22 protein-coding genes and 1 pseudogene are annotated in these 21,176 nt (G+C 63.9%); 8 read left to right on the top strand and 15 right to left on the bottom strand.

Features of this window, described 5'->3' with window-relative positions; genetic code table 11:
• Positions 1–43: 43 nt before the first annotated feature.
• The 7 genes from NN5_RS19970 to ykgO all read right to left on the bottom strand — a co-directional run bounded on the left by NN5_RS19970 (position 44) and on the right by ykgO (position 5,771).
• A complete protein-coding gene (locus NN5_RS19970; RefSeq protein ID WP_157081229.1) occupies positions 44–460 on the bottom strand; it encodes a hypothetical protein in 417 nt (138 codons plus the stop codon).
• A gap of 238 nt (positions 461–698) precedes the next feature.
• Positions 699–1,463 carry a proteasome-type protease gene (locus NN5_RS19965; RefSeq protein WP_067737417.1) on the bottom strand — a complete coding sequence of 255 codons (765 nt, stop codon included), beginning with the start codon at positions 1,461–1,463 and terminating at the stop codon, positions 699–701.
• A gap of 64 nt (positions 1,464–1,527) precedes the next feature.
• The gene (locus tag NN5_RS19960) at positions 1,528–2,394 is read right to left on the bottom strand and encodes a transglutaminase family protein (RefSeq protein ID WP_067737415.1); all 867 of its coding nucleotides are present in this window, start codon (positions 2,392–2,394) and stop codon (positions 1,528–1,530) included.
• Between the two features lie 11 nt (positions 2,395–2,405).
• Entirely contained in the window at positions 2,406–3,353 is a 948-nt protein-coding gene (locus NN5_RS19955) for an alpha-E domain-containing protein (RefSeq protein WP_067737412.1), read from the bottom strand.
• Positions 3,353–4,789 carry a circularly permuted type 2 ATP-grasp protein gene (locus tag NN5_RS19950; protein WP_067737409.1) on the bottom strand — a complete coding sequence of 479 codons (1,437 nt, stop codon included), beginning with the start codon at positions 4,787–4,789 and terminating at the stop codon, positions 3,353–3,355. The genes NN5_RS19955 and NN5_RS19950 overlap by 1 nt, the downstream gene beginning before the upstream one ends.
• Positions 4,790–4,938: 149 nt before the next feature.
• On the bottom strand, positions 4,939–5,550 hold the full coding sequence (locus tag NN5_RS19945) for an HAD family hydrolase (RefSeq protein WP_067737405.1): 612 nt from the start codon (positions 5,548–5,550) through the stop codon (positions 4,939–4,941).
• 95 nt (positions 5,551–5,645) lie between these two features.
• The gene (gene ykgO, locus NN5_RS19940; RefSeq protein WP_004210176.1) at positions 5,646–5,771 is read right to left on the bottom strand and encodes a type B 50S ribosomal protein L36; all 126 of its coding nucleotides are present in this window, start codon (positions 5,769–5,771) and stop codon (positions 5,646–5,648) included.
• Positions 5,772–5,968: 197 nt separating this feature from the next.
• Between ykgO and NN5_RS19935 the strand changes: the two genes are divergently transcribed.
• Genes NN5_RS19935 through NN5_RS19925 form a run of 3 tightly spaced genes read left to right on the top strand, consistent with a single transcriptional unit; the run spans position 5,969 to position 8,599 of the window.
• A complete protein-coding gene (locus tag NN5_RS19935; RefSeq protein WP_245656623.1) occupies positions 5,969–6,763 on the top strand; it encodes a DUF4136 domain-containing protein in 795 nt (264 codons plus the stop codon).
• A gap of 58 nt (positions 6,764–6,821) precedes the next feature.
• The gene (locus NN5_RS19930) at positions 6,822–7,463 is read left to right on the top strand and encodes a DUF4136 domain-containing protein (protein ID WP_067737402.1); all 642 of its coding nucleotides are present in this window, start codon (positions 6,822–6,824) and stop codon (positions 7,461–7,463) included.
• Positions 7,460–8,599, top strand: a complete 1,140-nt coding sequence (locus tag NN5_RS19925; protein ID WP_067737399.1) for a M14 family metallopeptidase — start codon at positions 7,460–7,462, stop codon at positions 8,597–8,599. Before NN5_RS19930 ends, NN5_RS19925 begins: the two co-directional genes overlap by 4 nt.
• A gap of 9 nt (positions 8,600–8,608) precedes the next feature.
• Here NN5_RS19925 and NN5_RS19920 read toward each other — a convergent pair whose 3' ends face one another.
• The 3 genes from NN5_RS19920 to NN5_RS19910 are packed head-to-tail and all read right to left on the bottom strand — an operon-like array spanning position 8,609 to position 10,255.
• Positions 8,609–9,040: a cytidine deaminase gene (locus NN5_RS19920; RefSeq protein WP_067737397.1), complete on the bottom strand. Its 432-nt coding sequence runs from the start codon at positions 9,038–9,040 to the stop codon at positions 8,609–8,611.
• On the bottom strand, positions 9,037–9,762 hold the full coding sequence (locus tag NN5_RS19915; RefSeq protein WP_067737395.1) for a glycoside hydrolase family 25 protein: 726 nt from the start codon (positions 9,760–9,762) through the stop codon (positions 9,037–9,039). The genes NN5_RS19920 and NN5_RS19915 overlap by 4 nt, the downstream gene beginning before the upstream one ends.
• A 10-nt stretch (positions 9,763–9,772) precedes the next feature.
• A complete protein-coding gene (locus tag NN5_RS19910; protein WP_067737428.1) occupies positions 9,773–10,255 on the bottom strand; it encodes a UPF0262 family protein in 483 nt (160 codons plus the stop codon).
• 131 nt (positions 10,256–10,386) lie between these two features.
• Between NN5_RS19910 and NN5_RS19905 the strand changes: the two genes are divergently transcribed.
• The gene (locus NN5_RS19905) at positions 10,387–11,901 is read left to right on the top strand and encodes a replicative DNA helicase (RefSeq protein ID WP_067737393.1); all 1,515 of its coding nucleotides are present in this window, start codon (positions 10,387–10,389) and stop codon (positions 11,899–11,901) included.
• Positions 11,902–11,970: 69 nt separating this feature from the next.
• Here NN5_RS19905 and NN5_RS19900 read toward each other — a convergent pair whose 3' ends face one another.
• Positions 11,971–13,134: an aminotransferase gene (locus tag NN5_RS19900; RefSeq protein ID WP_067737391.1), complete on the bottom strand. Its 1,164-nt coding sequence runs from the start codon at positions 13,132–13,134 to the stop codon at positions 11,971–11,973.
• Between the two features lie 263 nt (positions 13,135–13,397).
• On the opposite strand from NN5_RS19900, the gene ftsH reads away from it, so the two are divergent.
• Positions 13,398–15,332 (top strand): ATP-dependent zinc metalloprotease FtsH, encoded by a 1,935-nt coding sequence (gene ftsH / locus NN5_RS19895; protein WP_067737389.1) that lies wholly within the window; start codon positions 13,398–13,400, stop codon positions 15,330–15,332.
• 85 nt (positions 15,333–15,417) lie between these two features.
• Here the strand turns inward: ftsH and NN5_RS19890 are convergent, their stop codons facing one another.
• From NN5_RS19890 to rpoZ, 4 genes are all read right to left on the bottom strand, one after another.
• A complete protein-coding gene (locus tag NN5_RS19890; RefSeq protein ID WP_067737387.1) occupies positions 15,418–15,825 on the bottom strand; it encodes a hypothetical protein in 408 nt (135 codons plus the stop codon).
• Between the two features lie 3 nt (positions 15,826–15,828).
• Positions 15,829–16,884, bottom strand: coding sequence for a DUF3667 domain-containing protein (locus NN5_RS19885; protein ID WP_067737385.1), 1,056 nt, complete (start codon positions 16,882–16,884; stop codon positions 15,829–15,831).
• Between the two features lie 106 nt (positions 16,885–16,990).
• Entirely contained in the window at positions 16,991–17,722 is a 732-nt protein-coding gene (locus NN5_RS19880) for a ParA family protein (RefSeq protein ID WP_067737425.1), read from the bottom strand.
• Between the two features lie 144 nt (positions 17,723–17,866).
• Positions 17,867–18,211 carry a DNA-directed RNA polymerase subunit omega gene (rpoZ, locus tag NN5_RS19875; RefSeq protein WP_067737382.1) on the bottom strand — a complete coding sequence of 115 codons (345 nt, stop codon included), beginning with the start codon at positions 18,209–18,211 and terminating at the stop codon, positions 17,867–17,869.
• A 219-nt stretch (positions 18,212–18,430) separates the two neighbouring features.
• Between rpoZ and NN5_RS19870 the strand changes: the two genes are divergently transcribed.
• The 3 genes and pseudogenes from NN5_RS19870 to NN5_RS19860 all read left to right on the top strand — a co-directional run.
• Positions 18,431–19,618 (top strand): glycosyltransferase, encoded by a 1,188-nt coding sequence (locus NN5_RS19870; RefSeq protein ID WP_084385059.1) that lies wholly within the window; start codon positions 18,431–18,433, stop codon positions 19,616–19,618.
• A gap of 29 nt (positions 19,619–19,647) precedes the next feature.
• Complete coding sequence (locus tag NN5_RS19865) at positions 19,648–20,565, top strand: hypothetical protein (protein WP_245656622.1); 918 nt, start codon at positions 19,648–19,650, stop codon at positions 20,563–20,565.
• 193 nt (positions 20,566–20,758) lie between these two features.
• Positions 20,759–21,176 (top strand): annotated as a pseudogene (locus tag NN5_RS19860) (IS5 family transposase); the annotation flags it as partial.

Genomic DNA, 21,176 nt, shown 5'->3' with positions numbered 1-21,176 from the left:
CCGGATCAGCTCTGGGAGCGATGCAGGTCTGCCCTGGAACGAATCAGACTGCGATCGTCGTCATCTTGAACGGGATTTCGAGGTCCAGCTTCACCCGGCACTCGCCTGCCCCCGGTTCCGCGCTGAACCATTCGGCCTGAATGGCAGCCCGGCAATGCACTCTCGCCCGGCCCAGATTCCAGGAATCCAGCCATTCGCAATAGAGGCCCGAGAGATACTGCGGGAAATGACCGACCGGGATACCGTCCACATGGACCGCGACACGCATCCTGCCCGGCGGCGCATCCTCATCCCGCGACAGGACGGCGATGCACGTGTGGCGACGCCCGGCGGAAGCCCGTCTTCCCAAAATCGTGCGGATGTCAGCCTGCCTGCGCGATGTGCCGGCAAGTTCCAGAGCGTATGTTTCCCGCCCGTGCAGCAGAATCGTGAGACCTTCCGATGCCGATTCGTCCAGCACCGGTTTTCGCCCAAAGGCGCTCAAGCCTTTGAAAAACCCTTCCAACATTTGGCGCCCCTTCACGCCCCGTCCGCGACCATAGGCAGAGCATGCGACAGCGATGTTAGCTGAGTTTCATGACAAGTTAACCCGCGCGGCCCGGCCATCCACAAGGGCAATACAAAATCCGGACGAAAGCATCTCCCAAGCCCGAGGGCCGGATGCAAGGCGAGGCCGTCATGCCCTATGAGGCAAACCCCTATTCCGCTGCGTTCTGCAGCTCCGGGTCCATGTGATAGTCAGGCAGGGCATCGAGGGCCTGACGCAACGCCTCGCCCCAGCCGGTTGAAACCGACTGAAAGTAGGGATCGGTTGCGTCGATCCGGCGCTCGTGGAGCGGCGTGAAATGATCGCGCTCAACCACCAGCAGATCGAGCGGCAGGCCAACCGAGAGATTGGCCTTGAGCGTCGAGTCGAACGATACCGTCATCAGCTTGACCGCGGCCTCGAACGTCATTTCGCGATCATAGCCTCGGAGCAGGATCGGGCGGCCATACTTGGTCTCGCCGATCTGGAAGAAAGGCGTGTCAAAGCTCGCCTCAATGAAATTGCCTTCCGGGTAGATCAGGAACAGGCGCGGCTCCATGCCGCAGATCTGCCCGGCGACGATCATCGTCGCGCTGAACGTGCCCGCAGCCGCATCCTGTCCATTGTCGCTGGCGCGGGAAGCAATGGTATCGCGAAGCAGGTTGCCGACGATCGTCGCAACCTGGAACATGGTATCCGCATCGAGCAGTGAATTGTGCCGCTCCGAAGGGGCCTTGTTACGCTCCTCAAGCTGGCTGATCACCGCTTGTGTCGTGGCCAGGTTGCCCGCCGTCATCACCGCGATCATCCGCTCGCCCGGGATTTCCCAGTGATACATCTTCCGGAAGGTGGAAATGTTGTCGACACCCGAATTGGTGCGGGTGTCGCTCATCAGAACGAGCCCGCGATCCAACATCATGCCCACGCAATACGTCATTGCAAAACTTTGCCCCTGCAAACCCGAAACCTGGTGCAACCGTCAGGCTGCGCACCGCGTTCCGTCAGCCGCCCTGATTCTGTTGTTGCCCGCCTGTAGCAGACATGTGCTGCTGCTGCGTGCCTACCACCTTCTCGTCTACCGACAAGTGGACATCGAGACGGGTTTCCCCAGCTCCCATCGCAATACCTGTTACCGGAGCCGCCTCGCTATAATCACAACCCGTGGCTACGCGAATATACCGTTCGTCGGGGCAAACCTCGTTGGAAATGTCGAACCCGACCCAGCCGAGCCCCGGCACATGCGCCTCCGCCCAACCATGCCCGGCTTCCTGCTCCACCTTGCCGTCCATCCACAGGTAGCCACCGACATAGCGCATCGGGATGTCCAGCAGGCGCCCTGCACTGATGAAGATGTGCGCATGATCCTGGCATACGCCCTGCCCTGCGGTAAGCGCCTGCTCGGCCGTCGTGGAGGCATCGGTCGTGCCCGGAACATACTCGACCTGCTCGCCAATCGCACGCGACAGCGCATGCAGGAAATTCAGCGTATCCGCACGGTCGGCCTCAACCGATGACACCAGCTGGCGCACCCGGTTTCCCGCGCGGGTCAGCGGCGTCGGGCGAAGGAAGCACCACAAGGGCATATGGCCCGTATGCTCTCCGGTCACACCGTTGTTGTCGATCGTCCGCACGATCCCCCGGCAGGTGACGACGACCTCGGGCACACCGGGCTCGATCGCCACGAGTTCCGTGTGGTTGTGATGCTGGTCGTCGTACTCGGCCTCGGACTTCGCGCCGGCGAGGTCCATGTGCCATTCGATCACTTCCTGCCCATGCGTCGGCTTGGGCTTGAGACGCAGCCGCTGCAGGCCGTGGGAGACATTCCCGGAAAAGCTGTAGCGCGTGGTATGGGTAACGGTCAGGAGCACGTGTGCCGGTCCTATTCGATGAAGCGGTAATCGGCCGCGATGGCATTGCCGATCTCGACAGTCTTGCCGATGACGTCCTGCAGGAACTCGTGCAGCCCGCCCTCGAAGATTTCGTCGATCGAGATCTGGTGCAGCCTGGCACCGGCATCGCGCAGCAGTTCGTGCGCGGAAACCTCGTGCCCGTATTCCTTGGCAAGGCCCGCCATGTTGCTGCGGATCTTCTCGTAACAGAAGACCAGGCTGCGCGGGAACTGGCCGTCCAGAATCAGGAAGCGGGCGATTTCCTTGGGGTCCATCGACCCCGGATTGAGCCAAGTAAAGGCACGGTTGCCCGCGACGGAGCGCAGCAGCGTTTCCCACTGGACATTGTCGAGGCTCGACCCCACCCAAGCGACCGAAGGCAGCAGTACATAGTACTTCACGTCAAGGATGCGCGCGGTGTTGTCCGCGCGCTCGATGAACGTGCCGATCCGGGCGAAGTTGAACACCTCGTTGCGCAGCATGGTGCCTTCCAGCGCGCCGCGGACCAGCATCGACTGGCGGCGGATGGTGGAGAGCACTTCCCCCAGATTGCTCTCGCGCACGGGCCGCGAGAGCAGATCGCGAAGCGTCATCCACCCCTCGTTGGTGGCTTCCCATACCGAGTTGGTGATGCTGGTCCGCACCACGCGGGCATTGGTGCGGGCATTCTCGACCATCTGCAGGACCGAGCCGGGATTGTCCTTGTCCCGCAGCAGGTAGTTAAAAACCTGCGGCCCGCTGAAATCGTCGTGAGCCGCGGAATAGGCCTCGACCTGCCCGGTAGTGGTCAGGACCGATTTCCATTCCTCGTCGGCGGATTCCTTGTTCCCGCGCGTCAGAGCCAGATGAAATCCCACGTCGATGAGGCGCGCGGTATTCTCCGCGCGCTCAAGGTAGCGGTTCATCCAGTAAACGCCGTTGGCAGCTCTTCCCAGCATTACTCGTCCAGTACCCAGGTATCCTTGGTGCCACCGCCCTGCGACGAATTGACCACCAGAGACCCTTTCTTGAGCGCCACGCGGGTGAGCCCGCCCGGCGTAATGTCGATGCCATCGGGCGAAACCAGCACGAAGGGCCGAAGGTCGACGTGGCGCGGCGCCAGCCCTGCGTTGGTGAAGATCGGAACAGTCGAAAGCGACAGCGTGGGCTGGGCGATGTAGTTTTCCGGCTTCGCGCGCAGCTTGGCCTCGAACGCGGCGATTTCCTTCTTCGAGGACGTCGGCCCGATCAACATGCCGTAGCCGCCCGAGCCATGGACTTCCTTGACCACCAGATCGGCCAGGTTGTCCAGCACGTAAGCCAGGGCATCGGGCTCGGAACAGCGCCAGGTCGGCACGTTGTTCAGGATCGGCTTTTCACCGGTATAGAACTCGACGATCTCCGGCATGTAGCTGTAGATCGCCTTGTCGTCGGCAATGCCGGTGCCGGGCGCATTGGCAATGGTGATGCCGCCGGCCCGGTACACATCCATGATCCCGGCGACGCCCAGCACCGAATTGGGATTGAACGTCAGCGGGTCGAGATAATCGTCATCGACGCGGCGGTAGATCACGTCGATTGCCTTGTACCCGGTGGTCGTGCGCATGGCGACACGCCCGTCGATCACCCGCAGGTCGCTGCCCTCGACCAGTTCGGCGCCCATCTGGTCAGCCAGAAAGGCGTGCTCGAAATAGGCCGAGTTGTAGATGCCCGGCGTCAGCACCGCGACTACGGGCCGCTTGCCGCCCTTGTAGGCCGGCGGCGCGCAGGCCCGCAGAGACCGGGCCAGCCGGCGCGGATAGTCCGAAACGGAGCGCACCGGGATCTTGGTGAACAGCTCCGGGAACATCGCCATCATCGTCTCGCGGTTCTCAAGCATGTACGAGACACCGGACGGCGTGCGGGCGTTGTCCTCCAGCACCATGAATTCATCGGGGCCGGTCCGCACGAGATCGATGCCGACGATATGGGTATAGACCCCGCCGGGCGGCGTAAAACCGATCATCTGCGCCAAGAACGCATCGTTGTTGCGCAACGCCTGAACCGGCAGCCGGCCGGAGCGGATGATTTCCTGCCGGTGGTAGAGATCCTGCAGGAACGCATTGAGCGCTCTTACGCGCTGTTCGATCCCCCGCGTCAGCTTACGCCATTCACGCGCGGTGATGATGCGCGGGATCATGTCGAACGGAATCAACCGCTCTTCAGCCGCTTCTTCACCATAGACGTTGAATGTAATGCCAATACGGCGAAAGAAACGCTCCGCTTCGGCATCTTGCCGTTTCAGCCAAGCCGTATCTTGAGAATTATACCATTCGCAGAAATCGGAATAGGCGGGACGAACTGATCCGTCCCCGTTGAGCATTTCGTCGAAATTCGTCGTGCTCGCAGCCGTCATTGTGACTCCCGTTTGTCCATGTGATGCAACATGGAAAGGGACTTGCCAAGCGTTTACGCTGCACTTGCGAAAGAAAATTCAGGCGCACAAAAACCGCAAAACCGGACCGATTCGCTCCGAATGGCCAGGACCGCCCCTGCCGGGCTCGGTTAGGCAAGCAACTGACGGCTCGCGAGATCCGCCCGAAGCGCCTCCGCATCGTGGAAATGATGCACCTGCCACCCCAGCGCACGCGCCGAGGCGATGTTGGCTGCATTATCATCTATGAAAAGCATCGAACCCGGTTCACGACCGAAGCGGCGGGCGGCGAGGTCGAAGATCCGGGGATCGGGCTTGGCCAGCTTCTCGTCACCGGAGACCACGATGTCCCCGAACAGATCGAACAGCGGCTCGGTGGCGCGGAACTCGCGCCAGAAGGAACTGGCGAAATTGGTGATCGCAAACAGCGGCACCTGCCGCTGCGCCAGTTCGCGAACGATCTCGTGGCTGCCGGGCACATTTCCGGGAATAGTTTCGAGAAAGCGCGTGGCGTAAGCGTCGATCAGCTCATCGTGGCCAGGGAACTGCGCCTTGCGCTCGGCCAGCATCTCCGCGAGATCGCGCCCGGCGTCGTGCTGCGCATGCCATTCTTCGGTGACAACCGTCCCGCAGAACCAGTCCAGCCGCTCGGGATCGTCGATCAGCTTGGCGAACAGCAGGCGCATGTCCCACTGGACGAGCACCCGGCCCACATCGAAAACAACTGCATCTATGGCAGACATGACAAGACCCCCGCGGATGGCGGGGGCCTCATGTCGTCAACCAATAGCCCGTCCGCCTGTGTTCCCCGCCCTGCAGCGGGGATGGGCGAAACGAATCAGCCCTGGCGGGCCTTGAACCGGCGATTGGTCTTGTTGATGACGTAAGTGCGGCCGCGACGGCGGATCACGCGGTTATCCCGGTGACGGCCCTTGAGCGACTTGAGGCTATTGCGAATCTTCATCGTGTGTCTCGTCTGTCTGGGCGGTTACCGACCGCCGGAAATTCGAAGTGGCGCCGTTAGTGGTAGCAGCCCGCAAAGTCAAGCGCGACACCGCCCGGCCAGCCTCCTTTGTCGGTCATTCATCTTCCGGCAAGCGACAATCGGCATAACCGGTTAAAGGGCGCGACCCCACCGATTTCGGAAAAACGACAAGACTTATGCCAAAGCTCAAAGGCGCGGCTTTCGCCGCGAGCGTTGCCGCCATGATGCTGGCCTCTCCTTCGGCTCAGGCCCAGCGTGCGCCCTGGGGGCCGGGCTGGGGCTCGCCCGGCTGGGGCACTTCGGGCTGGGATGGCCCGATGGATTCGCGTATGTCCCGCGGGCACAGCCGCGATCCGCGCGAAGGCCGCGTGCAGGTCAGCCGTTTTGTCGTGGCAGGCGCAGCCGCGGACGAACTGGGCCACGGCGCCGTCTCCGTCGAATCCGAATCGGGTGACGGTCCATGGATCGGACAGACCGAACGCGCGGCCTATGAAGCCGCGATCGTCGATGCGCTGGTCGGCGCCGGCTATGACACCCGCCATCCGGGTGACAAGGACGCGCAAGTCGCAAAGCTGCAGATCAGCCGCCAGGTGCTCGTGCCCGCCGAAGCCAAGAGAAGCCCGGTCAGCGGCAGCGCTGCCGTTTCGGTGGGCTCGCATGGCTATTCCGCTTATGGCCTTGCCGTGAACGTCGACATGACCAAGCCCCTCCCGGCACTCGTGTCCACCCGGCTCGACGCCCGCATTCTCGACAAGGCGAGCGGTCAGGTGCTGTGGGAAGGCTACGCCACGGTCGCGACTTACGAAGGTGACGACGACTGGAGCGAAGGCAAAATCGCGACCAAGCTCGCCCAAGCCCTGTTCGACAATTTCCCCAAGGCCGAGGCGATCGTCCCGGTAGCCCAGCCCTCGCCCATGACCCCCGGCCCCATGGCCCCCGCCCCCATCGCCGACTCCGAACCGCCCCGGTGACTTTTCTTGCATCCCCTGCCGGGGCGCGGCAAACCGGCGCCGCAGGCTGGAGGATGCCATGAAACAGTTCCATTTTGATCGCCGCTCTGGCCGGTTAGTCGGTGCACTCGCGCCCGCTACCAGCCTCGCGCTCGCCGCCAGCCTCGCGCTTTCCGGCTGCGTCGCGCCGGTGGGGCCGGTCGAAGTCACGCGCTTTCATGCCGCGGACATCTCCCCGCTCGGGCACGGCACGATCCTCGTGGAGCCCGCGCAAGGCCAGCCCGACGACATGGAATTCCGCACTTACGCCAGCGCGGTCACGCGCGAACTGACGCGGCTGGGCTATGAGCGTCCACTGCCGGGTGAAAGCGGCACCAGCCAGGTCGCACTCCTCAGCCTGGAACGCCGCAAGTACCAGCCGCAACGCGACACCAGCCCGGTCTCGGTCGGCCTCGGCGGCAGCACGGGCAGCTATGGTTCGGGAGTCGGTGTCGGGATCGGCATAGATCTCTCCGGCCCGCCGCCCGCGCAGATCGAAACGCGGCTCGCCGTCACGATCCAGGACCGCGCCAGCGGCAAGCACTTGTGGGAAGGCCGGGCCGCCTTCGTCGTGCGCGACAGTTCGCCGATGGCCCAGACCTCGCTCGGCGCCGCAAAAATGACCGAAGCCCTGTTCAAGGGGTTTCCGGGCGAGTCCGGCGAAACTATTCTGGTGAAATGAACGACATCCAGATCAGCGCAGCATTCGATTCCGGCAACATCGAAGTTCTCTCCATCGACGGCACGACGGCCCGCCTTGCCATCCGGCGGGATCACAGTTCCGACTTTGCCCAATGGTTCCACTTTCGCGTCAGCGGCGCGAAGGAACGCGAGCTCACGCTTGTCATCACCGGCCTCAACGAGTCCGCCTACCCGATGGGCTGGCCCGGCTATAATGCCTGCGTATCCGAAGACCGCCAGTTCTGGGGCCGCGCCGAGAGCCACTGGGACGAAAGCCGCGACGGCGGCGCGCTGACGATCCGCTACAAGCCCTCGGGCAACCTGGCCTGGTTCGCCTATTTCGCCCCCTACTCGATGGAGCGGCATCACGATCTCGTGGCCCGCATGACCGGCAAGGCGGACTACCGCTGCCTTGGCACGACGCTCGACGGCCAGCCGGTCGACTGCCTCGAAATGGGCAGCGGCCCGGTGCAGGTCTGGCTCTACGCCCGCCAGCATCCCGGCGAATCGATGGCCGAATGGTGGATGGAAGGCGCGCTGGACCTTCTTACCGATCCCGCGAGTTCGGTGGGACGCGAGCTGCGCCGCAAGTGCCGCCTGCACGTGGTGCCCAACGCCAATCCCGACGGCTCACGCCGCGGCCATCTGCGCACCAATGCCGCAGGCGTGAACCTCAACCGCGAGTGGGACAATCCCACCCCCGAAAAATCGCCCGAAGTGCTGGCGATCCGCAATGCCATGGATGCCAGCGGCGTCGATTTCGCCATGGACGTTCATGGCGACGAAGCGATCCCCGCCGTGTTCCTCGCCGGATTCGAAGGCATCCCCTCGCTCAAGGACGAGCAGCTTGCCGGATACAACCGCTATGCCGACTTGCTGGAACGGCGCACGCCCGATTTCCAGACCCGGCTAGGCTATCCGGTTGCACGGCCGGGCAAGGGCAATCTGTCGATGTCCACCAACCTGCTCGCCGAACGTTATGGCTGCGTCTCAATGACGCTGGAAATGCCGTTCAAGGACCACAACCCCGCAGCCGACCGCCGTCAGGAATGGAGCCCCGAACGTTCGAAGCAGCTCGGGCAGGATTGCATGGGCGCCCTGCTGGAATGGCTGGTCGAGCAGGAGAACAGGATCTGACGCGGGGCGTCAGGCGAGGTTAGCCGGCCCGAAAGCGTGCGGCAGCAATTCCGACAGGCGCAGCTCCAGGATTTCGTCTGCCCCGTCGCACCAGATCACCGGGTCGGTGCCGCCCAGTTGGGCGATCTCGTTGAGCACTTGCCGGCAGCGGCCGCACGGCGTGACGGTCGGCCCTTCGCCCGGTGCGCCCGGCGCACCTCCGGTCACGGCCACGGCCTCAAGCCTGCCCTGCTCCACGGTCGAGAGAATCTTGGCCACCGCCACCGTCTCTGCGCAGAGAGCAAGGCCATAGCTGGCGTTCTCGACATTGGCGCCGGTCACGACCGAGCCATCGGCCAGAAGCAGCGCCGCTCCGACGTGGAAGTTCGAATAAGGGGCATAGGCCCCGGCGGCCGCTTCGCGTGCGGCAGCGATCAGGGCGTCTCGTTTGCTTTCGCTCATGGCTGCACCACTACCCAGCGCAGATCGTCCTGCGCAACCTCGTTCGCAAGGCTGGTGTTGGCCGTCCACAAAGTCCAGGGCCGTCCCGCATAGTCCGGCATCAGCCGGTCGCGCACCAGCCACAGATTGCGGTCCAGCTTGTGGGCAATGCCATAGCGAGCCTCGAACCGGGCCGTGACTTTCAGGATCACCGGCTTGCCCGCATGGGTTTCGATCTGGTTGAGGAAAGTCATCAGCTCGCTTTCGACCTTCGCGTCGCTGACGTGCACCGGACAATTGTCCGCCAGCATGTCGAGTTCGACCGCCGGGGGCAGCAGCGAAGCATCGCGCGGCACCGTAGTGACGAAGTTCGCCGCCTGCTTGTCGGCCGGCTGGCAGGGATCGTAGCGATGGACCGCCCCCACCTGCATCTTCGCGGCGCGCGCCGCCTCGAAATTCGCAACGAAACGCGGGTCCCGGGCAAAGGCGCTGGCACTGGCATCGATATAGGCGAAGTCGACACCGATCGCCTTGAGCGAATCCCAGTTCACATCGCCATCATCCACGCCGATCTCGACGCCCTGCATGGGGAAGGCCGCGCGGTCCGGCAGCCAATGGTGCATCTGCCACCAGGTCCACGCCCCGGCGACCAGCGCCGCCAGCAACAGTGCGCCCAGAATCCGCAGCTTGGCCACGCCGTTCAGCCGCGCACGCTTGCGCTGTTTCCCTCCCCGCGCTGTCAAAAACCCCTCCTCAGCCCCGGATATGCAGGACGCAGATCAGCGTGAACAGGCGCCGGGCCGTGGGAAAATCGGTCTCGACCTTCCCCTCCAGCCGCTCCAGCAGCATTTCCGCCGCCTCGTTGTGGACACCGCGCCGGGCCATGTCGATGGTTTCGATCTCCTGCGGCGTCGACTTGCGAATCGCCTGATAGTAGCTTTCGCAGATCGCGAAATATTCCCGGATCGAGCGGCGGAAGCGGGCAAGCCCCAGCAGCAGCGTTTCCAGCGGTTCGCCGGCCTCGTCCTCGATTTCCAGCGACAGCCTGCCGTCCCGCACCGCCAGCTTAAGCCGGTAAGGCCCGTGATGCCCGGCCGCATAGGATCGCAGCGGCTTGAACACGTTATCCTCGATCAGGTCGAAGATAGCGATCCGCCGTTCCTGTTCGATATCGGCGTTGCGCCACAGAATGGTCGCCTCGTCGAGTTCGATATGAATGATGCGCGGGTCCGGCATGATGCGCACCGCCTTTACGCGCTTGCAGCACACCCGGGCAAGTCCGACGAAGGTCCTCCACACCCTGTGGATTAAAAACGCCCCAGATCGCGCTTGCGGGCACTGCACGGCGAGACCATGGTGCCGCGCTTATGGCTCAGGAAGACCTTCTCATCAAAGCGGCCGGAACCGAAGCACGCACGCTGCCCTCGAACGTGGAGGCGGAGGCGGCGTTTCTCGGCGCGGTGCTGATCGACAACCGCGTGATCGAGGAGCTTCAGACCCAGCTTGGCCCGCAGCATTTCTTCGAGCCGGTCCACGCGCGCATCTACGAGCGCATCCTGCATCTGCTCGACCGCAAGGCGGTGGTCACGCCCGTCACCCTGCGCCCCTATTTCGAAAGCGACGAGGCGCTGAAGGAACTGGGCGGGGTGGCCTACCTCGCCCGCCTCACCGCCGACGGGCAGGGCCTGCTGGCACCGCGCGAACTGGCGGACCAGATCTACGACCTCGCCCTGCTGCGCGAGCTGATCACGGTGGGCCGCGGCCTCGTCGAAGGGGCGATGGACACCTCCGAATCGGTGGACCCGCAGCAGCAGATCGAGCAGGCCGAAGCCGCACTTTACAAAGTCGCCGAAGGCGCAGCCACCGCGAACGAGGCCAAGAGCTTCTCCGCCGCGACGCGCACCGCGATCTTCAACATCGAAAAGGCGTTCAATTCGGGCGGCAACGTCTCGGGCAAGACCACCGGCCTCACCTCGGTCAACCAGAAGATCGGCGGTCTGCACGATTCCGACCTTATCATCCTTGCCGGACGCCCCGGCATGGGCAAGACCTCGCTCGTCACCAACATCGCCTTCAACACCGCGCAGCGTTATATCGACGATACCGTGCGCGACGGGATCGAGCCCGCCAAGTCGGTCGGCGCCCCCACCGCCTTCTTTAGCCTCGAAATGAGCGCCGACCAGCTCGCCACGCGTATTCTCGCTGAGCAATCGGGCATCTCTTCCGAAGCGCTGCGCATGGGCAAGATCAGCCGCGAGGATTTCCAGCAGCTCTCGTTCGCGAGCCAGCGCCTCGCCGAACTGCCGCTCTTCATCGATGATACGCCCGGCCTCTCGATCGCCGCGCTGCGCACCCGCGCGCGCCGCCTCAAGCGCCGCCACAACATCGGCCTCATCATCATCGACTACCTCCAGCTCCTATCGGGCTCGGGCCGGGCAAGCGACAACCGCGTGAACGAGATCTCGGAAATCTCGCGCGGGTTGAAGACGCTGGCCAAGGAACTCGAAGTGCCGGTGATCGCGCTTTCGCAGCTCAGCCGCGCCGTCGAACAGCGCGAGGACAAGAAACCGATGCTCTCGGACTTGCGCGAATCGGGCTCGATCGAACAGGACGCCGACATGGTCTGGTTCGTGTTCCGCGAGGACTACTACGTCAACGCCACCGAGCCCAAATACCCGGCCGAGGGCGATCCGCAGGACGTGATCGACAAGTGGGAGGCCTGGCGTCAGAAGATGGAGCAGGTCACCGGCCTTGCCGAACTCATCGTCGCCAAGCAGCGCCACGGTTCGACCGGGCGCGTGCGGCTGAAGTTCGAGGCGCGGATCACCAAGTTCTCCGACCTCGCGCCGGATGACATGCGCGCCGCCTTCGAAAGCGACTGACGGCAAGGTTCAATCAGGCCGAAGCCGGGACGCTTTCCCTCGCCGTGCCGGGGACCTTCGCAATGCCCCCTACCCCAGTTCCGAACGCCAGCGCGCCAACCGCGCCACGGCTTCGTCCAGCATGGCATCGGGCTTGGTGAAACAGAAGCGCACGATGTGCCCGGGCCTGCCCTCGCCTTCGTAGAGCGCGGAAACGGGAATTGCCGCCACGCCTGCCTCGGTAACGGCCCGCATGGCGAAATCGCGGTCGCTGAGGGAAATGCCGGAAGCGGCGAGGTCCACGCAGAGAAACCAGGTCGCGGCATTGGGCAGGACTGAGAACCCCGCGGCCTCCAGTCCCGCTTTCAGCCTTGCGCGGGATGCCGCCCAGGCGGCGCGTTGCTCCGCCAGCATGGCGTCCGGCATGGCGAGCCCCTCGGCCACGGCCCATTGCAGCGGCGCCGCGCTGGCGAATGTCAGGAACTGGTGCGCGCGCGAAACTGCCACGGCCACTTGCCCTTGCGCGATCATCCAGCCGATCTTCCAGCCGGTCAGGCCGAAAATCTTGCCGGCCGAACCGATCTTCACCGTGCGCCCGGCCATGCCCTCGAATGTCATCAGCGAGCGGTGGGACGCGCCGTCGAAGCGCACCTCTTCCCAGACTTCGTCGCTGATCGCGATCAGGTCGTGGGCGACACAGGCACGGGCGATCATCGCCAGTTCCGCCTCGCTGGCCGCCGTGCCTGCCGGGTTGAGCGGATCGTTGACCATCACCACCCGCGTGCGCGGCGTGATCGCGCGTTCGAGCGCGTCCATATGATAGGCGAAGTGCGGCGGTTTCAGCGGGACCGGGACCGGGACGCCCCCGGCCCGGCGCACCATCGGCGCATAGGCATCGTAGGCCGGCTGGAACAGGATCACTTCATCGCCCGGCTGCACCAGCGCCAGCACCGCGCAGGCAATCGCCTCTGTTGCGCCAGAAGTTATCGTCACCTGTTCAGGTTCGATGTGAAGATCTTGGCGGCGCGCGTAGTAGGCCGCGACGGCCTCGCGCAGTTCGGGCAGGCCCGCGCCCGGCGGATACTGGCTGGGCTTGTCCTGCAAGGCGCGCGCAGCGGCTTCCAGCACCGGCGCCGGGCCCGGCGCGTCGGGAAAGCCCTGCCCCAGATTGATCGCGCCGTGTTCGCGGGCAAGGCCGGACATCAGGTCGAAGACAGTGCGTTCCATCTCGGCATAGACCGGGTGTATCTTCATCGTGGGTGCTGCTCCGACGGCGCCTTCTGCGCATGGCGCGATAGCCGTGCTTTTCGCAAATTGCACGCAGGGCCGCACGGCCTGAGCGGACCACGGCCATCGCCGGCGGAAAGCCGCACTGCCGGCCCCTTCACGCCGGCGGCGTTTACGCCAGGAACGCGTCTGGCAACGTCCTGTCGAAACGATTACTCTCTCCACCTTTCGCTAACTTGAGATTCAGCGGCAGGCGCCTACATTGGCAGGCGAAAGGACACCTTCCGATAATGAACGACGACCAGCCCAGCGGCAATCCATGGATCAAGAGCCTGCTCGTGTGGGGCGGTATCTTCCTCGCGCTCCTCATGGTGGTGTCCATGTTCGGCGCGCGCAGCGAGACCGGCCTGACGATTCCCTATTCCGATTTCCGCGCCCGCGTCGCAGCGGGCAGCGTGTCGTCGGTGGAAATCAGCGAGGACCGCATCACCGGCAAGTTCACCAATGGCGACAGCTTCGCCACGGTGCCCGTCCCCAACGATACCACGCTGACCCAGCTCCTGCAGGATCATGACGTCAAGTATTCCGGCAAGGAAGCCGAACAGGGCAGCCTGCTGGTCTATATCCTGGCGCAGACCCTGCCTTTCCTGCTGATCGTCGGCATTGCCTTCTTCGCCTTGCGGCAAGTGCAGAAAGGCGGCGGATCAGGCGCGATGGGCTTTGGCAAGTCCAAGGCCAAGATGCTGACCGAACGCTCCGGCCGCGTCACCTTCGATGACGTTGCAGGCATCGACGAAGCGCGCGAAGAGCTGGAGGAAATCGTCGAGTTCCTGCGCGACCCCTCGCGCTTTTCCAAGCTCGGCGGCCAGATCCCCAAGGGCGCGCTGCTGGTCGGCTCGCCCGGCACCGGCAAGACGCTGCTCGCCCGCGCCATCGCGGGTGAAGCGGGCGTGCCGTTCTTCACGATCTCGGGTTCCGACTTCGTCGAGATGTTCGTCGGCGTGGGCGCGTCTCGCGTGCGCGATATGTTCGAACAGGCCAAGAAGAACGCGCCCTGCATCGTCTTCATCGACGAAATCGACGCCGTGGGCCGCCATCGCGGCCATGGCCTGGGCAATTCGAACGACGAGCGCGAGCAGACGCTGAACCAGCTCCTCGTCGAGATGGACGGCTTCGAGGCCAACGAAGGCATCATCATCATCGCGGCGACCAACCGCCCCGACGTTCTCGACCCCGCGCTGCTGCGTCCGGGCCGTTTTGACCGTCAGGTCGTGGTGCCGGTGCCCGATATCGAGGGCCGCGAGAAGATCCTCGAAGTGCACATGAAGAAGGTGCCGTTGGCGCCCGACGTCAATGCCCGCGTGATCGCGCGCGGCACGCCGGGCTTCTCGGGCGCGGACCTTGCCAACCTCGTCAACGAGGCCGCCCTGCTCGCCGCGCGGCGCAACAAGCGCCTTGTCGCCATGCAGGAGTTCGAGGACGCCAAGGACAAGGTCATGATGGGCGCCGAGCGCCGCTCGATGGTCATGACCGACGAAGAGAAGAAGATGACCGCCTTCCACGAGGCGGGCCATGCGATCGTCTCGCTGAACGAGGCGGCCTCGGACCCGATCCACAAGGCGACCATCATCCCGCGCGGTCGCGCGCTGGGCATGGTCATGCGCCTGCCCGAGCGCGACAGCTATTCGTACCACCGCGACAAGATGCTGGCGAACCTCTCGGTCTCGATGGGCGGCCGCGTGGCGGAAGAGCTGGTCTTCGGCCACGACAAGGTCTCCTCGGGCGCTTCTTCGGACATCCAGTACGCAACCAGCCTGGCCCGCAACATGGTCACCAAGTGGGGCATGTCGGACAAGCTGGGGCCGCTGCAGTACGAGGAACAGCAGGAAGGCTACCTCGGCATGGGCGGTTCGCACCGCCTGATGTCCTCGGACGAGACCAACAAGTTGATCGACGAGGAAATCCGCCTTCTGGTCGATAATGCCCATGCCCGCGCCACGCAGATCCTCCACGATCAGAACGAGGCGCTGCACACGCTGGCCAATGCCATGCTCGAATACGAGACACTCTCGGGCGACGAGATCAAGCAGTTGCTCGAAACCGGCCATATCGACCGCCCGAGCGAGCCGCGCGGCCCTTCGGCGCCGCGCCCGCTTTCGGGTTCTTCGATCCCCAAGGCCGGCAAGCGCCTTTCTGGCACTGGCGCCACGCCGCTGGGCGCCTGACACGGCATCACCGGTTCTCCCCTGGGAGAATGCAGGAAGGGGCGCGGAACCTGCCGGTTCCGCGCCCCTTTGCCATGCGGCTCGATCAGTTGCCGATGCCCGGCGTCTCGAAATTGGCGGCGTAAGCGCGTCCCGCCATTGTCGCGAGACACGAGACGGTGGACACCCGCCCTTCCCGCCGGAACACCTCGCAGGTGCCCTTTGCAGGGCCATCTATGCCGTTCCGCAGCACGAGATGGCTCACCGCCATGCGATCGCCCGTCCACTCGCCCCGGAAGCGGATCATCACGACATCCCAGTTGTCTTGGCTGAACACGATGCCCCCTGTGCCGGCCGGCTTGTCGATCGTCACGGCGTCGCATGTGACGAGGACGGTATCCTCGCGGTGCGCCTGAACCGCGGCGCTATAACGGCAACGCCCCTGCAACTGTTCCTCCGCCCCTGTCACTCCAGCGGTTCCGGCGGCGAGAAGCAGGGAGATGGCGGCAAGCATCCGTCAACCGCTCGTCTGGGCCATGATCAGGATGAAGAAGATCAGCAACGCGCTGCCCGCAAACCACAGCAGCAGCCAGGTCCGCCACGCGGCCCCGAAGCGCGAAAGCGCATAGGTTTCGCGCAGTTGCCGGTACATGTGGAAGGGCGGCACGAAGAACAGAACGGCCCCTACCCAGCCCGCACCGGCAGCCCCCGCCAGCATCGCCACGATCACCAGCAGGGTCATGAAGCACAGCGAATAGGTCACGAACACCGTGTGATCATAGAGATGGAACCGGCGGCTGAAAGGAAACAGCAGCCACAGGAACGGCACCGAAATCGGGATCAGCGCCCAGCTGTATTTGTAAGCATAAGTCTGGAGCTTGTAGGCGGCGAGGTCAGGATTGGCCTTGAACGTCCTGAGCGCCTTGTCGATCTGCGGAATGTCGCTGCGGATACCCTTGCCGGTGATGCCGCTGGTATCGACCGCCACGCCTTCCGCCTTGAGTTCGCCCAATGCCGCGAGCGTTTCCGTCCTGTCCTCGATAAGGCGGTCCAGCGCGGCGGTCGGCTCCCCTTTCGCGGCGGCCGCAGCCCGCCGGGCCCGGAGCTTTGCCAGATCATCCTCCAGACTGCCGACGCTCTGCCCCACTCCGATCAGGCTGCCGCCTGCGCGATGCTCCTCATGGCTTTCGGTAGCGTGAAACACCGCGAACATCAGGAAGACGAAGAACAGGAACAGCGCGATCGGCGAAATGTAGCTGGCCCGGCGGCCGTCGATATATTCGCGCGTCAACTTGCCCGGCCGCCATGCCAGCAAAGGCAGAGTGCGCCAGATCTTCCCCTCGAAATGAAACACCCCGTGCAGAAGATCGTGAAAGAACGCGCCCAGCGAGCGATGCACATGCGCTGCCTGCCCGCAGGCATGGCAATGCGATCCGATCAGCACCGTGCCGCAATTGAGGCACGCGCTTTCATGCGTATGGCCATCGTCGCTGCCGCCCGCCTGCGGTTCCGCCGCTTGCGCCGCCAGCGAACCCTGCCCGATTTCCGCCAGACTTTCCCCGATCTCGCTCATGCTTCCCCCTTGCAGAGGACAAGGCTAGCGCGTGAACCGTATACTGAACAGCCGCGTTGTGCACTGCAGCGCCCCCCGGCAGTGCCCAGTCAGTGCCCGCCCCGGCTCAATGCCCCTGTTTCTCGTCCAGTTTCCTGTCGATAGCGGCCCATAGCCGGGCGAAAGCCTGTGCGGCCGGGCTGTTGGGAGCCAGTGCCCCTACCGGCTGCTGGTGAACGGCGCATTGTTCGACAACGCTGGCATAGGGAATGGACGGCCAGTTGGGGTTCGCCTCATGGGCCTGACGATGCAGCGCGCGTCGCATGTCGAGCATGGACAGCACCGGCAGGATCGGCGGGTGCCGCTTGGTATTCCCCGCGATCTCCCGCACGACCAGATCGAAGGCCCGCGCCGAGAGCGGCGACGGAGGCAAGGGCACGATCACCAGATCGGCCGCGCGCACGATCTGCGCGGAAAGCTCGTTCATCACAGGCGGGCAATCGAGCACGATACGCTCGTACTGCGCGGCAAGCTCGCTGGTCAGCTTCGCAAGCCGCTTGCGCTTGCCGATCTGCATCAGCTGGGCATCGAGGGCGCGGATGCTTTCGTCCGCCGGCAGGATGTCGAGGTTGTCCCACGCCGTGTGCTGGATCAGCGCGGCCGGCGAGCGTTCCCGCGAAAAAACTTCCTCGGCAAGGCGCGATCCCTTCGGTTCGAGCCCATAGAGAAAACCCGATCCCCCCGCTGCATCGAGATCCCACAGCAAAGTGCTGTGACCGGACAGTACGGCCGAACACCATGCCAGATTGGCGGAAAAGGTCGTCTTCCCGACCCCGCCCTTGACACTGTAGATTGCGATGGTCGCACCGGCACCAGACGCATCAGGGGGACCAGCCCTTCCGGACGATCCCCCTGTTAAACCGGCAATGCGCGGTAATGTTCGTTTCTTCTCAGGCACAATGCCTATCGTTGCCTGTCCCGGAGGGACAGTCAACGAAAAGGATCAGCCGTCGTAGTCGCCACCGATGGAAGTGTTGCGCGTCGGCGCCGAGGCCGTGATGCGCAGTGCTTCGGCCGACTGGCTGAGCGAACCGATCTCGTCCATCTCGTCGTCGTCCTCGGGCAGGACACGCTGCATCGAGGTGATGAGCGCTTCCTTGAGGTCGGCGGGCTTGACCGTCTGCTCGGCGATCTCACGCAGAGCGACGACCGGATTCTTGTCGCGGTCGCGATCGACGGTGAGCTCGGCGCCACCGGAGATCTCACGCGCACGCTGCGCGGCAAGCAGGACGAGATCGAAACGGTTGGGAATCTTGTCGACGCAATCTTCGACAGTAACGCGCGCCATGGGCACTCCGTGAAAAATCAGCTGATCGGAAAGCGAGGCCGATAGGGAACATGACTCGAAGAGTCAAGAAATCTGCGGGCTCCACTGCCAAGGCGCCCCCTTGCCCGGCGGAATGTTCCGCATTTTCCGGATCGGCTCCGCCAGCCAGACACTGAAGATCCTGCAACAATTGTATCACGGTAGCTGAGGATGCGATCCGTCCGGGGAGTCTATAGGGCCATGGAGCGACCCCTTTCGATCATCGTCCCGATTCACAGCTTCGAACCTGGCGGGGTGGAGCGTGTCGGTCTCAATCTGGCGCAATATTGGCATAGTGCGGGACACAACGTCACGATCATCCTTGGCCGCGACGAAGGGCTCGACCGGCCGCAGGCGCCCAAGCTTCGCTACAAAGTTCTGCGCAGCCTCGTTCCGACGGCACGGTTCGAAACGCTCTGGATGATCTGGAGTTTGCTGGTCCACCTTGAGAACGACGATCCCGACGTCATCTTCTGCCCCGGCAACACTTACGCGATCGTCTGCGTCGTCATGCGCCTGATCCTGGGTAGCGCCTGCCCCCCCATTGTCGCCAAGATCAGCAACGATCTCGTCCGCCGGGACAAGAGCAGGCCCTACCGCATGGCCTATCGCCTGTGGCTCAGGATTCAGGGCCGTATCTTTGACCGGATCGTCGGCATGGCACCGCCCATGCGCGAGGAGATTTCCGGGCTGATGTCCGTGCCGGACGATCGCATTGCCATCGTGCCGGACCCCGCCCTGTCGCGCGCACGGCTCAATCGTCTTCTCGAAATCCCCCGCTCCCGCGCTCGCCGGACGAGCCTGCGGTTCGTTGCCATCGGCAGGCTGGTTCCCCAGAAGAACTTTGCGCTGCTGCTCACCGCCTTTGCCCAAGGGTTCCGCCCGGGCGACACTCTGACAGTGGTCGGTGACGGACCGGAAAGGGCCAGTCTTGAGGCGCTGGCGGCCAGGCTCGCGCTGCAGGGCCATGTGACGTTCACCGGGCATCTTCCCTCCCCCGACGCAGAGCTGGAACGCGCCGATTGCCTGCTGCTCTCCTCGAACTACGAAGGCGTGCCCGCGGTCGTCATCGAGGCGATTGCCGCCGGCCTGCCGGTGATCGCCACCGACTGTTCGCTGAGCATGCCTGAGCTGCTGAAAGACGAACGGGGTATTCTCGTGCCGGTCGGCGACACCGAGGCATTCGCAGCCAGGATCGCCGGTGCCATGGCACTTCCCGAAAGGACACGGCCTCATCGGCAATACGCGGCAAGCTTCGTGCTTGAGGAAGCATGCGAACGCTACCTTGCCGTCATGCGCGCAGCCATCGCCGAAACGGCACCGCACCGGCCGAAATTCCTCGCCATCCCTAAGGGTGATCTGCGCGTCGTCCCGGCCCGGGCAAAGTAAACCGGAAGGATCGCCCTTTGAATCGAAGTATGACAATGGAAACCGGTTCGGACGGACCAACGCACCGGCGCGAACGCAGCATGAACCGGGCTATGCCGCGGATCAGAGGTTTCGCGATCCTTCCGATGATCTTTACCGCCCTGATCGCCGCTGCCGTCGTGCTGGAATTGCGCGGCATGGACGTGTGGCGCGTCATGGGGCTGGTTCCCCGTTCGCCGGCGTTCTGGATCGTCTTTGCCTGTTTCTATCTGACGGGCCCCGTCTGCGAATGGGCGATCTACCGCCGTCTCTGGCAGATTCCGGCCGAGGGATTCGTGGCCCTGCTGCGCAAGCTGGTCTGCAACGAACTCCTGCTCGGCTATCTCGGCGAAGCCTATTTCTACACCTGGGCCCGCAGAAAAAGCGCCATGACCGACGCTCCGTTCGCGGCGATCAAGGATGTCTCGATCTTGTCGGCCATGGCCGGCAATGGCGTGACGCTGGCGCTTCTGGCGATTGTCTGGCCGATCGTCCGTTCCACGCCGCTCGGTCTTCAGAACGGGCCCATTGTCATGTCGCTGGCGGTCGTCCTGGCCACGTCGATCGCCGCCATGGCCTTTCGCCGCCGGATCTTCTCGCTCGATCGCAGCGATCTGGGCTTCATCTTGCGCATGCACCTCACCCGGATCGCCGTCTCGACCGGGCTGACGGCCTGGCTGTGGCACATGGCGCTCCCGGACGTTGCCATCACCTGGTGGCTGTTTCTGGTCTGCCTGCGCCTGCTGATATCGCGCCTGCCGTTCATGCCGAACAAGGATGTGGTCTTCGCCGCGGTTGCGGTTTTCGCACTGGGACATGAAACCGATATCGCAGCGCTCATGACAATGATGGCGTCGGCCATATTGCTCGCCCACTTGGCCGTCGGTGCAGTGGTTGTCGCGTCCGGTCTGGTGAGACCGGAAAACTAGGTCGTGAACTCATAAACTTGCGCGATTTGCACTGATGACGCTATGCTGATGTTTCTCTCAGCCAAGCCGGGAGGCAAGACTTGGCGAGGGGATCAGCTGGGGCTCTGCGAAGAGCAGAGGGATTTCTCCCGTCCTCCCAGCACCAGCTTGCAGAACGCGGCGCGAGCTAATTCAGGCATCAGCTAATTCAGGCATCGGCATGAGCCGATACGATCTGACTGACTTCGAATGGCGCGTGATCGAGCCGCTTCTACCCACCCCCCGAGGTGTGCCGCGCGTCGATGACCGGCGCGTGCTGAATGGTATCTTCTGGGTGCTGCGTTCTGGCGCGCCATGGCGCGATCTGCCCGAGCATTACGGCCCGAGCACCACCTGCTGCAATCGCTTCGTGCGCTGGCGGAAGGCTGGCGTTTGGGATCCGATGATGGACGCTATCGCCACTGCCCGCGACGATCACCTCCAGATGATCGACAGCACTTCCGGCTGAACCTAACCAAAGGACAAAGCCATGACGGCTTGGTCGCTGACGCACTGCTCGACCATGTTGATGCTGGAACAATCATGCTGATTGCAGCACGCACGCGGCCGATTGCCTGTGCTTGCGCTATTTC

Origin of the sequence: Novosphingobium naphthalenivorans NBRC 102051, assembly GCF_001590985.1 — a bacterium.
GTDB classification, from domain to species: domain Bacteria; phylum Pseudomonadota; class Alphaproteobacteria; order Sphingomonadales; family Sphingomonadaceae; genus Novosphingobium; species Novosphingobium naphthalenivorans.
The sequence above is the reverse complement of the archived record's forward strand: the minus strand, read 5'-3'. Positions and strand labels throughout refer to the sequence as shown.